We start from the raw sequence: 13,817 nt of genomic DNA, 5'->3' as shown, positions 1-13,817 counted from the left end.
ACACCGCGTCGTCGCCCCGCGAGGGCGAGTGGTTGGCGCGCGCGTGGGGCGACTACGCGCGGCTCAGGCAGCCGGCCGAGCGGTTCGGGGACAAGTTAGGGCGGCGCTCGACTGCCGAGCAGCATGACAAGACCGCCCCCGCCCGGCCAGGGTCAAGGAGCACGGGACCGCCGAGCGCGCCGGCCGTCGCGTCTCGCCGCGGGACGAGCTGCGCCGCAAGGTGCAGGCCGCCGTCGCATCCAGCCACGACTTCGACGAGTTCACGACGCGGCTGGCCGGCGATGGCGTGACCGTCTGGCCGCGGATGTCCACGCAGCAGCCGGACCAGATCACCGGCTACAGCGTCAGCCTCAACGACTGGACCAACGCGGCTGGCGAGCCCGTCCGCTTCGGCGGCGGCAAACTCGCGCCCGACCTGTCCTGGCCGAAGCTGCACGCCCGCTGGGGACTGATCGAGACGACGGAGCGGCAGGCCGGCGGCGCCGGCACCGGTACCGCCGCCGGCGGCCGAGCCAGTGACGCCGCCGGTGACGCAGACCGCCCGCGCGGCGTCCGGCCGCGCGGCGCGGCCGCGGCTCGACGGGCCCGCCGCCGAGCAGGCGTGGCGCGAAGTTGAGAGGATCGTGCGCGAGCCTGCGGAGCGCATCCACGCCGACGCTGCCACCGATCCCGCCGCGGCCGCGGACGCGGCGGGGGCGGCCAGCGACACGCTCGCTGCCGCAGCCGCCGGCCTCGAGGGCGACGCCGGCGGGCCCTGACCGACGCGGCGGACGCGTTCGACCGCGCCGGCCGCGAGGTCGACCTCCGCACCCCACGCCGCACCGACACCGGCACCGCGCTACGCGCCACCGCCCGCATGGTCACTCTGCTCACCGCCGGCAACCAGCACCCGCCGCCCAGGCTGCTGCACTGTCGATCGCACTGGCCTCTCTCACCTCGGCGGTCGCCGACCTGCGCGCCACGCAGGACCGCGCTCACCAGGCCGCCGCCGCCCGTGCCGCGGCCGACCGGCTGAGCACCGTCCCACCGGCGACGCCGAGTCCGGCGACGACTGCCGGCGGCCCTGGTCGATCGACACCCTCTTCTGCCCGCAGCGCGGCCGACGTCGCCGGCCTGTCGACCAGCGGCGCGCCACTTCGGCCGGCCCCGCCGCAGCGCTCGGCGGCGAATGAAACCGGCCTCCGAGGGAAGGGCGCAGGACCCTACAAACGGCCTCCGCGCCAGGGCGGCGGCTCGCGTCAGCAGCGTTAGGTGTGACCGCGGCAATTGAGCACGCGACAAGGATGATGCGCGGCCAACCCTGCTGGTACTCGATCGTCAGCTTGACATGATATCTATTATCGGCGTGTCATGCCCGTCTTTGTGGTGCATCCACGACTACAGCGGGCCGTGGCCGGGTGAAACGTCCGCAGCATATTGATGTCGGGCCTCAACCCGGATCGTCCGACTTATCGGGGTTGCGCATCAAGGCGCAGGCGCCAAGCAGAACTGCAAGCGAATCCAGAAGCATATAGATCGGATGCTGGCTCACAATTAAGCCGAAGACGACTCTTGCGGATACGGAGCAGGCACAGCGACGTCCTCTCTCCCAGCGCAGCAGCACCAGAAGTCAGAAGTCACCTATCCCTGCATCACGCCCGTTCGAGAGCGTGCATTGACCCCCAGTTTCCTTTACTCCCCGTGACCCGACTCTACTATCAGGCTGGCTCCGTGCTTAAGACTAAGCACCATCGGCGCGTGAAATTGCAGGACGATGCTAATGGTTTGAAACGGCGACGCTACGAATTCGAGACTGTCCGTCTGCCTAGTTCGAAACGCAATGCGCAACGTGTGCGCCCCCGGCGCGACGCGAACGGAGAGTTGCCGCCGACGGCTGAGACGCCCAACTTCAATTCCGTCCACGAGCACTCGGTGGAGCGGAAGCACCCCTAGCCACCGGTCGGACCGAACGCGCAAGGTCGGGATACCCGTCGTGTCCGATGCGCTAGTCAACGAAGATGTCCGCAATCCCATAAGCCACGCCTGCGATGGTACCGACGGCGCCGCCGATAACTGCTCCGGTCGCGGCTCCTGGTGGCCCGCCAACAAATAGGCCAATCGTCCCGCCTACGGCGGCGCCGGTGCCCGCGAAGGTGCCGACGGTCCCCACAAAGTCGCCTACTGCACTGAAGAAGCTATGGCCAGTGGGGTCGGTGTGGTTGATGGGGTCGTTGCCGGCGTAGGGGTAGGGGCTGGTTTGGTTGATGTCGCCGGGGTGGGTTTCGGGGTCGGTGGAGGTGAAGCGGCCTTGGCTGGGGTCGTACCAGCGGGCGCCGAGGTGGACGAGGCCGGTGGTGGGGTTGGTGTATTCGCCGGTGTAGCCGAAGGGCTGGGGGTAGGCGTTGGTGTTGACGGTGCGGACGCCGAAGGGGTCGTAGCTGTAGGAGTCGACGGCGTTGCCGGTGGCGTTGACGATGCGCAGGACGCTGTGCTGGTTGTCGGACAGCGGGTAGTAACGGTCACCGCTGGAGTCGCGCAGGGACAGGATGAGGCCGTCGGGGTCTCGGGTGACGGTCATGTCGGTGCTGGTGGCGCCGTTGACGAGGCCGGTGACGCGGGTGACGCCGAGGTTCGTGTTGCGCAGGGTGTCGCTGCTGGTGGCGGACTTGCCGGCGCTGAGCAGAGTGTCCTGGCTGGCGCCGAGATAGCTGCTACTCGCGGCGGGGTCACCGTTGACGGCGACGGTGGTGGCCTGCTGGTTGTCGCTCCAGCCGGTGGCGCGGGTGTAGGCGTTGGTCAGGGGCTTGCTGGCCGCGCTGGTCTCGTTACCGTCGAGGTCGTAGGCGAAGTCGGAGTTGGCGCCGTCGGGCCCGGTTAGTTGCTGATTGGCACCGTCGAAGCTGGAGGTCGGATTGGCGGTCGCACAGTCGGTAGTACTCGAGGAGGCATCGCGGCTTGTGCGGTTGCCGTTGTCGTCGTAGCAGTAGCTGCGCACGGTGGTGATGGTGCCGTTGGCCGGAGGCGGATACTCGTGCCATGACGGTGCTCGCACTTCCCGACCGCATCGACATCCGCGAGGTCGGCATGCGCGACGGGCTGCAGCTCGAGGAACCGGTGCCGCTCGCCGACAAGCTGCGGATGCTCGAGGCGATCGTGGCCACCGGGGTGCGGCGGGTCGAGGTGACGAGCTTTGTCTCGCCGCGGGCGGTGCCCGCGCTCGCCGATGCCGACGAGGTGGCCAAACACCTCGACCAGTGGCCGGACGTCGCGTTCTCGGCCCTGGTCGCGAACACCCGGGGCGCGGTACGCGCGATCGACGCCGGCATCGCCGACCTCGAGTACGTGGTGTCCGCGGCCGACTCCCACAGCCGGGCCAACGCCGGGCGTGACACCGCCGCGGCCAGCGCGGCGATCGGCGAGATCGTCGATCTCGCGCACGATGCCGGCGGCAGCGTGGAGGTCATCGTGGCGACCGCCTGGGACTGCCCCTTCGACGGGCCCACGCCGCCGGAGCGCACGCTGGACGTCGTCCGCGCCGCGTTCGGCCACGGCGCCGACCGGCTCTGCCTCGGCGACACGATCGGCACGGTCACCCCGCGCCGGGCGGTCGAGCTGATCGAGGCCGTGCGGGCCGCCGCGCCCGGTGTCGAGGTCGGGGCGCACTTCCACGACACCCGCGGCACCGGCCAGGCCAACGCGCTCGCCGTCCTGCTGGCCGGCGTCCGGCAGTTGGACGCGAGCGTCGGCGGTCTGGGCGGCTGCCCGTTCGCGCCCGGGGCCAGCGGCAACATCGCCACCGAGGAGCTCGTCTACTGGAGCGAGGACGCCGGCATCGAGTCCGGTGTGGATCTCGCGGCGGTCGTCGCGGCCGCCCGCGTCACCGAGCGCGCCGTCGGGCACGACCTGCCCAGCTCGCTGTTCCGCGCCGGCGGCCGCTCCGTCCCGCTCGGCCCGTATCGCGGCTGAGCCCACCCGCCGTAGGGTCGCGTCGTGGCAGACGTGACGGACGGCACGATCGCGGTGCTGGGCGAGGCGCTCATCGACGTCGTCGAGACCGGCGACGACGACCCACGGCTGGCCCGCCCCGGCGGCAGCCCCTACAACGTGGCCATCGGACTCGCCCGCCTGGAGCGACCCGTCTCGTTCGTGGGCCGGCTGTCGCACGATCCGCTCGGGACGATCCTGCGGCGGCACGCCGAGCGCTCCGGCGTGGACCTCTCGCTGTCGGTCGACGCCCACGAGACGACGACCGTCGCGTTGGTGGAGCTCGCCGCCGAGTCCGACGGGAGCGCGCGGTACCGCTTCGGCGTCGACGGCACCGCGGACTTCCGCTGGACCGACGCCGAGCTCGCCGCCGTGCCCACACACGGACTGGCGGCGCTGCACTTCGGTTCGCTGGCGTCCTGGCTGCCGCCCGGGGACGACGCGGTGCTGCGACGGGTGGCGGCGCTGCGCGAGCAGGTCCTCGTCAGCTACGACCCCAACGTGCGGCCGCACCTGCAGCCGAATCGCACCGCGGCTCGCGCCCGGATCGAGCGGGCGCTGCCGCTCGCCCACGTGGTGAAGACCAGCGACGAGGACATCGCCTGGCTCTACCCCGACGCCGACGCCGACGAGATCGCGCGGTCGTGGTTGGAGCTCGGCCCCGAGCTCGTGGTGGTCACCCGCGGCGGCGAGGGGTCGGTCGCGCACACCGCCGACGGGGAGGTACGGCGGCCGATCCTGCCGATCGAGGTCGCCGACACCGTCGGCGCGGGTGACGCGTTCATGAGCGGCCTGCTCGACGCGCTCTGCGACCGCGACCTGGTACGTCCCGGCGCGGCCGGCGCGGCCGGTGACGACGTGCTCGGGGCCGTCCTCGTCCACGCCGCACTCGTCGCCGGGATCACGTGCTCGCGCGCCGGCGCGAACCCGCCCCGACGCAGCGAACTGGCAGCGCACCGCTCGACGTGACGCCCTACCCGTCGCTCCGGTCGACCTCGGGGACGCGGGCCACCGCACGACGGTGGGCGAGGTCGAGCAGCAGCCCCGCGACGACGCCGGCGGTCACCAGCGGCAGCCAGATCCAGATCAGCGCCGTGCGGGGCTCGAACTCGTCGAGCACGATGAGCACGAGCACGTAGAGGACGAAGGGCGCGACGACGGCCGCGGCGACCCGGGCGCGTAGCGCGGAGTCCCCGCGCAGCAGGGCCACGTCGGAGACCTGCGGGGGCGCGTCGGCGTGCCCGGTGTGCTCGGTGTGCTCGGCGCCCTGCGCCGGTGTCTGCGCCGCCGTGGCCCCGCCCGTCGCCTGCGGCGGCGACGCGTCCGTGACCGCGCGCAGCTGCGCGGTCTCGGCCTCGGGAACGCGCCGGTCGAGCACCGGATCGGCGATCGCGGCGATCTGGACGGTCTCGTCGCTCGCCACCGGCTCGTCGGCGTGCCCGTCGGCCTGCCCGTCGGAGTCGCGCGCCGGACGCGGGCGCCCGCGGGAGAGCGCGTCCTCGATCAGGTCGAGACCACCGGTGTGCGGGCCACCGTCGTCGTCGGAGTCGTCGCCGGGGTGGTCCTCGGGCCGGGCTTGGAGCTCGTCGCGCGCCTCGGCCGTGTCGTCGGTGGCGTCGGCTGCCGTGTCGTCGGCCCCCGGCCGGGAGTGCCGGCCGGGGTGCGGCCGCGGCGTGTCGTCCGCGGGCCGGGTCAGGACGTCGCTCGCGACGTCGTCGTCCGGTGCCGAGTGCCGCCCCATCGGTCCAGTGTTCCAAATGGGTCGCGCGGAGGGCGTACGCCGCGCTGAGCCGTTTACACTGCCCGGACAGCTGCGCAGAAGGGAACGCCGTGCGAACGCGATTCAGCCGGTTGATCAGGATGGCGTCGCTCGCGGCGGTGACCGCGCTGGCCCTCACCGGCTGCAACGCGGTCGTGGACGGTACGCCCACGCTGGCCAACGCGCCGGACGCGAAGCTCAGCGTCAAGGGCGTCGACTCGACCAGCAGCTTCGACCGCGTCGCCCAGAACGCGCTCGCCGACATCGAGTCGTTCTGGCGCACCTCGTACCCGAAGGTGTCCGGCGGCAAGCAGCTCGAGCCGATCAAGGGTGGGCTGTACTCGGTCGACGGGTTGAAGGTCGCCGAGAACCGCAGCGCCGACGGTCAGCCGGTCGAGGACAACGCGTGCGCCGAGCGCTCCATCGGCTTCCTCGTCGACAACGCCGCCTACTGCCGCCTCGACGACTCGATCGTGTGGGACCGCGCGCCGAAGCACCTGTTCGCCGAGCTGGCCAAGAAGTACGGCGACTTCGTCGTCGCGCTCATCTTCGCCCACGAGTTCGGGCACGCGGTCCAGGAGCGGCTCGGCGTCTTCGACGACGACCCGAAGACCATCTACACGGAGTCGCAGGCCGACTGCGCCGCCGGCGCGTGGGCGAAGGCCGCCACCCAGCAGCGGGCCCCGCACTTTCGCGACATCACGCTGGCGAAGGTCGACGACGCGCTGGAGGGCTTCCTCAACGGCCGCGACAGCACGCCCGAGAACATCGACGACATCTCGCACGGCAACGGCTTCGACCGGTTGTCGGCGGTGGCCGACGGCTTCGACAAGGGCGTCACGTACTGCTACAGCGACGGCTACTTCTCGTCGCGCACCTTCACCGAACGGCCGTACAACTCGCCGGAGGACGAGGCGTCCGGCGGCAACACCGCGTTCGCGAAGGTCGTGGACACCAGCGCGAACAACCCGTTCGTGAAGGACCTCAACCGCTTCTGGACCTCCGCCGCGCAGAGCATCGGCAAGACGTTCAAGCCGGTGAAGATCGCCCAGGCCGCCCACCCGAAGTGCGGGGCGGACGCGTCGACCGAGTTCGGTTACTGCCCGGACGACAACACCGTCTACTTCAGCACCGCACTGGCGCAACGCACCTACAACAGCCTGCCCGACGTCGACGTGGACCGGCAGAACGGCAACGTCACGCTGCTGTCGAATCAGCCGGCCGACTTCGCGCTCGGCACGATGTTCTCCATCGGGTGGGGTTTCGCGGTGCGCCACCAGCTGTTCAGCCGCAGCCTGGACGGCGCCGCCGCGCTGCAGGCGGGCATCTGCTACACCGGCGCGTACGCCAAGGACATCAACGTCGAGGACCCGCCGGGCGGCTTCCTGCTCTCGCCCGCCGACCTCGACGAGGGCGTGGCCGCGCTGCTCGACGAAGTGCCGCAGGACAGCGCGTTCGGCGCTCGCGACACCACGGGCCTGCAGCGCATCCAGTCCTTCATCAAGGGCTACAAGGGCGGCAAGTCGGTCTGCTGACGCGGAACGACGCCGTCCCGCGTGACCGCATCGAGCAGCCGGGCGCAGCTGCGCTCGATCTGCGCGAGCACCTCGGTGAACCCGCCGGATCCGCCGCAGTACGGATCGGCGACATCGCGGTCGGTGTCGCTCGCCTCGGGGTCGAACTCGCGCAGCAGGACGACCTTCGCGCGCGACGACGACGGGTCAGCCGTCTCGTCGGCGAGGTCGCACAGCTCGGCGCGATGACCCGAGTCCAGCGCCACGACGAGGTCGTGGTCGGCGAAGTCCGCCGGTCCGAACTGCCGCGCCCGGTGCCGCGGCCACGCGTACCCCGCCGCCTCGAGCGTCCGGCGCGACCGGCGGTCCATGTCGTCGCCGACGTGCCAGCCGCCCGTTCCCGCGCTGGCGACCCGGACGAGCTCACCGCGTCCCGAGGCCGCCGCCTGCGCGGCGAGCACGACCTCGGCGGTGGGGGAGCGGCAGATGTTGCCCGAGCAGACGAACACGACGCGGACGGGGGTGGTCACCGCGTCAGTCTGCCCGAGCGGATGTGCTGCAGCCGGGTACGTTCGGCTCATGCCGGACATCGACCCGTCCTTCGAGGCCATGCCGCTGCGCGGACTCGCCGCCGACGCGCTGACGCGGGCCCAGGAGCTCGGTGCCGAGCACGCCGACTTCCGCCTCGAACGCATCCGCACCGGGTCGCTGCGCCTGCGCGACGCCCGGGTCGACTCGCTCGGCGACAGCGAGGACGTCGGCCTCGCCGTGCGCGTGGTCCACGACGGCACGTGGGGGTTCGCCGCCGGCGTGACCCGGACGGCCGAGGGCGCACGGCAGCTCGCCGAGCGGGCGGTCGCCACGGCACGGGTCAGCCGGCCGCTGCGGGCCGAGCCGGTCGAGCTCGCGCCGGAGGAGGTCTACGCCGACGTCACGTGGGTGTCGGCCTACGACGTCGACCCGTTCACCGTCCCCGACGCCGACCGCATCGGGCGGCTGGCCGAGCTCAGCGAACGGCTGCTGGCCGCCGACGGGGTCGACCACGCGGACGCCTCGGTGCTGCAGGTGCTGGAGAACAAGTTCTACGCCGACACCGCCGGCACCGTCACCACGCAGCAGCGCATCCGGCTCGAGGCGGAGCTCACCGCGGTGCACGTCGACCGGGCCGGCGGCGGGTTCTTCTCCATGCGCACGCTGGCGCCGCCCGTCGGGCGGGGTTGGGAGCACCTGACCGGCACGGGGTGGGACTTCGACGCCGAGATCGACGAGCTGCCCGGCCTGCTGCGCGAGCACGTGAAGGCGCCGAGCGTCGAGCCCGGTCGCTACGACCTGGTCATCGACCCGACCAACCTGTGGCTGACGATCCACGAGTCGATAGGGCACGCCACCGAACTCGACCGCGCGCTGGGGTACGAGGCCGCCTACGCCGGCACCAGTTTCGCCACGCTCGACCAGCTCGGGACGCTGCAGTACGGCAACCCGCTCATGAACGTCACCGGCGACCGGACGGTCGAGCACGGGCTGTCCACCATCGGCTACGACGACGAGGGCGTGGCCGGCCAGCAGTTCGACATCGTGCGCGACGGCGTGCTCGTGGGCTACCAGCTCAACCGGCAGATGGCCGCGGCGAACGCCGCCGCGCTCGGGTCCGCACGGTCCAACGGCTGCGCGTTCGCCGACTCGGCCGGGCACATCCCGCTGCAGCGGATGGCCAACGTCTCCCTGCAGCCGGCGCCAGACGGGCCGTCACTGGACGAGCTCGTCGGCGGCGTCGAGCACGGCATCCTCGTGAAGGGCGACCGCTCCTGGTCGATCGACATGCAGCGGTTCAACTTCCAGTTCACCGGCCAGCAGTTCCACCGCATCGAGAACGGCCGGGTGGTCGGCCAGCTCCGCGACGTCGCGTACCAGGCGACGACGACCGACTTCTGGGGCGCCATGGCCGCCGTGGGCGGGCCGCAGACCTATCTGCTCGGCGGCGCGCTCAACTGCGGCAAGGGCCAGCCCGGCCAGGTGGGGGCGGTGTCGCACGGTGCGCCCGCCGCACTGTTCCGCGGCATCAACGTCCTCAACACGCGGGCCGAGGGGGGACGCTGACCGTGACCGCACCACAGGAGCTGGTCGAGGCCGCGCTCGCGGCGTGCACCGCCGACGGCTGCGTGGTCCTCGCCGCCGACCACAGCGAGACGAACCTCCGCTGGGCCGCGAACGCGCTAACCACCAACGGTGAGATGCGGTCACGCTCGCTGACCGTCGTCGCCACCGTCGACAAGGCGGGCGGGACGTCCGCCGGTGTCGTGACCCGCGCGGTGACCACCGTCGACGACGTGACCGAGCTCGTCCACGCCGCCGAGCTCGCCGCACGGGACGCCGAGCCGGCCGACGACGCCGCGCCGCTCGTCGACCCCTACCGGCACGACGACGACTGGGACGCCGACCCGGCCGAGACCTCGGTCGCGGTCTTCGAACCCTTCGCCGCCGCGCTCGGCCGCGTCCTGCCCTCCTGGCGCGCGGCCGACCGGCTGCTCTACGGCTTCGCCGAGCACGAGCTGACCTCCTACTTCCTCGCGACGTCCACCGGGCTGCGCCGGCGCTTCGACCAGCCCTCGGGACGCCTCGAGCTCAACGGCAAGACCGCCGACCTCACCGGCTCCACGTGGTCGGGGCGCTACACCAACGACTTCCTCGACATCGACGTCGAGACGGCGACGGCGGAGCTCGAGCAGCGGCTGCAGTGGGGGCGCCGCCGTCTCGACCTGGACCCCGGCCGGTACGAGACGCTGCTCCCGCCCACGTCGGTCGCCGACCTGATGATCTACGCCTACTGGAGCGCGTCGGCGCGCGACGCCGAGGAAGGGCGCAGCGCCTTCGCAGGCCCGGCCGGGCAGAGCCGGCTCGGGGAGCGCCTCACCGAGCTGCCGCTGCGGCTGCACTCCGATCCGTCCGCCCCGGGGTTGGGCTGCGCCCCCTTCGAGATCGCGACGTCGTCGAGCGCGGGACTGCAGTCGGTCTTCGACAACGGCCACCCGCTCGGCGCGACGTCCTGGCTCGACGGTGGCGTGCTGGGCGAGCTGATCCGGACCCGCGCGTGGGCGACCCGCACCGGGACCGAGCCGCGCCCCGTGATCGACAACCTGCTGCTCGAGTCCGCCGACGGAACGGCCTCGCTGGAGGACATGGTCGCGCGCACCGAACGCGGCCTGCTGGTGACGAGCATGTGGTACATCCGCGAGGTCGACCCGCAGAATCTGCTGCTGACCGGTCTCACCCGCGACGGCGTCTTCCTCGTCGAGGACGGCGAGGTCCGCGGCGCGGTGAACAACTTCCGCTGGAACGAGTCGCCGCTCGACCTGCTGCGGCGGACGAGCGAGGTAGGTGCCACCGTGCCCACCCTGTCGCGCGAGTGGAGCGACTACTTCCGCCGCACCGCCATGCCGCCGCTGCGCATCCCGGACTTCAACATGTCGACGGTCAGCCCGGCGTCCTGAGCATCTCCTCCCGCTTGCCCCTCCGTGTGGCCGCTCCCGGGCGCAGGAACGCGACCACACCGAGGGGCAAGCGCGAGGGGCGGTCACCCCAACCGCTCCACGACGGGGTTGCGCACGTGCTCGTACACGACCTCGGTGCGCAGACCGGCGACCTCGCGGCGCTTGGTCAACGCGTCGAGGACGAAGTCGCGCAGCGCGTCGGTGGAGGGGACGGCGACGTGTACGAGCAGGTCCTCGCTGCCCGTGGTGACGAAGACCTGCAGCACCTGCGGCAGCGTGAGCACGAAGTCGCGGAAACCCTGCACGACCGCACGTGACTGCGGCCGCAGCCGCACCGTGATCATCGCCTGCACCGGCCGGCCCAGCCGGCCGAGATCGGCCTCTGCGTGCACCCCGACGAGCACGCCGTTGCGCCACAGGGCACGGGTGCGCTCGAGCGCGGTCGAGGGCGCCACACCCACCGTCGCCGCCAGGTCGCGGTTGCTGCGTCGACCGTCGACCTGCAGTTCGCGCACCAGCGCCGAATCGAGTTCGTCCATGACCGTGGATTGTGCCCGAGGGCCGAACGAAGTTCGGGACAGCAGTCCCGTTGCCCAACCAACGGCTAGCGTTCGTCCCTATGTCCGAATCAACGGTCACCCCGCGCGCCGACACGAAGCTCGTCGTCGCGGTGCGCGACGACCTCGCCACCTGGCAGAAGCTGAACATGACGGCGTTCCTCGTGAGCGGCATCGCCGCGACGGCCCCGGAGTCGATCGGGAAGCCCTACCGCGACGCGGACGGCACGCGGTACCTGCCGATGTTCGGGCAGCCGACCCTGGTCTTCGCCGCGAGCGCCGACGAGCTGCGCCGGACGATGACCCGCGCCCTGTCGCGCGGCGCCGTGCCCAGCGTCTTCACCGACGAGCTGTTCGGCACCGGCAACGACGGGGAGAACCGCGCCGCGGTCGCCGCGGTGAGACACGACGACCTCTCGCTGGCCGGCCTCGCCTTCCGCTGCGACCGCAAGGACGCCGACAAGATCACGAAGGGGCTCCGACTGCACTCGTGATGCTGGATCGCCTGCCTTGCAAGGGATTCGTGACACCGGCCGTCGTGTGATGTGAGGAGTCACGCACCCGTTCGACACAGTGTGAAAGCGTTCCCGGCCGTTAGAGTCCGGGAATTCCTCCGCTGCCGCGCCGGCCCTCCCGGGTCGGCGCGCGCCCGGTTGCTCACCGCTGTCGACGCCTAGGAGATCTCGCATGACGGCAACGACCATCCCCGGACTCGATTCCGCGCCCACGACCCATCAGGGTCTGCTCACCTGGGTCCGCGAGACGGCCGAGCTCACGCAGCCGGCCCGCATCGAGTGGGTGGACGGTTCGCCCGAGGAGTGGACGCGCATCACCGATCTGCTCGTCGACAACGGCACCTTCGTGCGACTGAACGACGCGAAGAAGCCGAACTCGTTCTGGTGCGCCTCCGACCCGACCGACGTCGCGCGGGTCGAGGACCGCACCTTCATCTGCAGCCGCGACCCCAAGGACGCGGGGGCCACCAACAACTGGATGGACCCCGACGACATGAAGGCGATCATGGTCGAGCGCTTCCGCGACTCGATGCGCGGCCGCACCATGTACGTCCTGCCCTACTGCATGGGACCGCTCGACGCGGACGAGCCGATGCTGGGTGCCGAGATCACCGACTCCGCCTACGTCGTCGCGTCGATGCACATCATGACCCGCCTGGGGAGCAAGGCGTTGGAGCTGTTCACCAAGGACGGCGTCGAGCAGACGTTCGTGCCCGGGCTGCACTCCATCGGCGCGCCGCTCGAGGCGGGCGCCAAGGACGCCGCGTGGCCGTGCAACGACACGAAGTACATCGTGCACTTCCCCGAGGAGCGGTTGATCTGGTCCTACGGCTCGGGCTACGGCGGCAACGCGCTGCTGGGCAAGAAGTGTTACTCGCTGCGCATCGCCTCGGTGAAGGCGCGCGACGAGGGCTGGCTCGCCGAGCACATGCTCATCGCGAAGGTCACGAGCCCCGAGGGCGTCGAGAAGTACATCGCCGCGGCGTTCCCGTCGGCGTGCGGCAAGACCAACCTGGCCATGCTCGAGCCGACGCTGCCGGGCTGGAAGGTCGAGACCATCGGTGACGACATCGCCTGGATCCGGATCGGCGAGGACGGCCGCTTCTACGCCGTCAACCCCGAGAACGGCTTCTTCGGCGTCGCGCCGGGCACGGACTACCACACGAACCCCAACGCGATGCGCACGATCGAGAAGGGCGGTTCGATCTTCACCAACGTCGCCCTGACCGACGACGGCGACATCTGGTGGGAGGGCATCGGCGAGGCGCCGGACCACCTCACCAGCTGGAAGCAGCAGGACTGGTCGCCCGAGGGCTCGGAGCTCGCGGCCCACCCGAACTCGCGCTACTGCACGCCGATCCACCAGTGCGACACCCGCGCGCCGGAGTGGGACGACCCGAAGGGCGTGCCGCTCGACGCCATCTTCTTCGGCGGTCGCCGCCGCGACACCGTGCCGCTGGTGACCGAGGCCCGCGACTGGCAGCACGGCGTGTTCATGGGCGCCACGCTGTCGTCGGAGACGACGGCCGCCGCCACCGGCGCGGTCGGCGTCGTCCGCCGCGACCCGATGGCCATGCTGCCCTTCATCGGCTACAACGCCGGGGACTACTTCGCCCATTGGATCGCGACGGGGAAGGGCGCCGACGCCGACAAGCTGCCGAAGATCTTCTACGTCAACTGGTTCCGGCGCGACGAGAACGGCGCGTTCACCTGGCCCGGGTTCGGCGAGAACATCCGCGTCATCAAGTGGGCCCTCGAGCGCATCGCCGGCACCGCCGCCGCGGTCGACACCCCGATCGGACGTGTGCCGACCCCCGAGGCGATCGACACCGACGGCCTCGACATGAGCGACGAGCACCTGCGCGCCTCGCTGGCGGTCGACGTCGAGGAGTGGCGGGCCGAGCTGCCGCTCATCGAGGAGTGGTTCGACAAGATCGGCGCCGCGCTGCCGAGCACGATGCGCGACGAGCTGGCGGCCCTGCGCCAGCGGTTGGACGGCTGACCCGCCGCGTCAGGACGAT

At 71.4% G+C, this 13,817-nt stretch carries 13 protein-coding genes; 9 read left to right on the top strand and 4 right to left on the bottom strand.

What is annotated here, in order from left to right; genetic code table 11:
• Positions 1-220: 220 nt before the first annotated feature.
• Positions 221-616, top strand: coding sequence for a hypothetical protein (locus BUE29_RS08990; RefSeq protein ID WP_073388799.1), 396 nt, complete (start codon positions 221-223; stop codon positions 614-616).
• Positions 617-623: 7 nt separating this feature from the next.
• On the top strand, positions 624-758 hold the full coding sequence (locus tag BUE29_RS23390; protein ID WP_268766575.1) for a hypothetical protein: 135 nt from the start codon (positions 624-626) through the stop codon (positions 756-758).
• A gap of 1,226 nt (positions 759-1,984) precedes the next feature.
• On the opposite strand, the gene BUE29_RS08985 is transcribed toward BUE29_RS23390, so the two are convergent.
• Positions 1,985-2,974, bottom strand: coding sequence for an RHS repeat-associated core domain-containing protein (locus BUE29_RS08985; RefSeq protein WP_073388796.1), 990 nt, complete (start codon positions 2,972-2,974; stop codon positions 1,985-1,987).
• 41 nt (positions 2,975-3,015) lie between these two features.
• On the opposite strand from BUE29_RS08985, the gene BUE29_RS08980 reads away from it, so the two are divergent.
• Positions 3,016-3,945 (top strand): hydroxymethylglutaryl-CoA lyase, encoded by a 930-nt coding sequence (locus BUE29_RS08980; protein ID WP_073388794.1) that lies wholly within the window; start codon positions 3,016-3,018, stop codon positions 3,943-3,945.
• 24 nt (positions 3,946-3,969) lie between these two features.
• Positions 3,970-4,932 carry a carbohydrate kinase family protein gene (locus BUE29_RS08975; RefSeq protein ID WP_084180868.1) on the top strand — a complete coding sequence of 321 codons (963 nt, stop codon included), beginning with the start codon at positions 3,970-3,972 and terminating at the stop codon, positions 4,930-4,932.
• Between the two features lie 4 nt (positions 4,933-4,936).
• On the opposite strand, the gene BUE29_RS08970 is transcribed toward BUE29_RS08975, so the two are convergent.
• Complete coding sequence (locus tag BUE29_RS08970) at positions 4,937-5,704, bottom strand: hypothetical protein (protein ID WP_073388791.1); 768 nt, start codon at positions 5,702-5,704, stop codon at positions 4,937-4,939.
• A gap of 89 nt (positions 5,705-5,793) precedes the next feature.
• On the opposite strand from BUE29_RS08970, the gene BUE29_RS08965 reads away from it, so the two are divergent.
• The gene (locus BUE29_RS08965) at positions 5,794-7,257 is read left to right on the top strand and encodes a neutral zinc metallopeptidase (protein WP_143168078.1); all 1,464 of its coding nucleotides are present in this window, start codon (positions 5,794-5,796) and stop codon (positions 7,255-7,257) included.
• Here BUE29_RS08965 and BUE29_RS08960 read toward each other — a convergent pair.
• Positions 7,230-7,766 carry a low molecular weight protein-tyrosine-phosphatase gene (locus tag BUE29_RS08960; protein WP_073388785.1) on the bottom strand — a complete coding sequence of 179 codons (537 nt, stop codon included), beginning with the start codon at positions 7,764-7,766 and terminating at the stop codon, positions 7,230-7,232. The genes BUE29_RS08965 and BUE29_RS08960 overlap by 28 nt on opposite strands.
• 49 nt (positions 7,767-7,815) lie before the next feature.
• Here BUE29_RS08960 and BUE29_RS22790 point away from each other — a divergent pair, with 49 nt between their 5' ends.
• Positions 7,816-9,333 (top strand): TldD/PmbA family protein, encoded by a 1,518-nt coding sequence (locus BUE29_RS22790; RefSeq protein ID WP_073388782.1) that lies wholly within the window; start codon positions 7,816-7,818, stop codon positions 9,331-9,333.
• Positions 9,330-10,724 carry a metallopeptidase TldD-related protein gene (locus BUE29_RS22785; protein WP_073389595.1) on the top strand — a complete coding sequence of 465 codons (1,395 nt, stop codon included), beginning with the start codon at positions 9,330-9,332 and terminating at the stop codon, positions 10,722-10,724. Before BUE29_RS22790 ends, BUE29_RS22785 begins: the two co-directional genes overlap by 4 nt.
• Before the next feature lie 83 nt (positions 10,725-10,807).
• Here the strand turns inward: BUE29_RS22785 and BUE29_RS08945 are convergent, their stop codons facing one another.
• A complete protein-coding gene (locus BUE29_RS08945) occupies positions 10,808-11,263 on the bottom strand; it encodes an Lrp/AsnC family transcriptional regulator (protein WP_073388779.1) in 456 nt (151 codons plus the stop codon).
• 80 nt (positions 11,264-11,343) lie between these two features.
• Between BUE29_RS08945 and BUE29_RS08940 the strand changes: the two genes are divergently transcribed.
• Entirely contained in the window at positions 11,344-11,775 is a 432-nt protein-coding gene (locus BUE29_RS08940) for a DUF2000 domain-containing protein (protein WP_073388775.1), read from the top strand.
• A gap of 193 nt (positions 11,776-11,968) precedes the next feature.
• Entirely contained in the window at positions 11,969-13,798 is a 1,830-nt protein-coding gene (locus BUE29_RS08935) for a phosphoenolpyruvate carboxykinase (GTP) (RefSeq protein WP_073388773.1), read from the top strand.
• The last annotated feature ends 19 nt before the right edge of the window (positions 13,799-13,817 follow it).

The organism is Jatrophihabitans endophyticus, from assembly GCF_900129455.1.
In the GTDB taxonomy this organism is placed as follows: Bacteria; Actinomycetota; Actinomycetes; order Mycobacteriales; family Jatrophihabitantaceae; genus Jatrophihabitans; species Jatrophihabitans endophyticus.
This window is presented reverse-complemented; position numbering and strand designations above follow the sequence as displayed.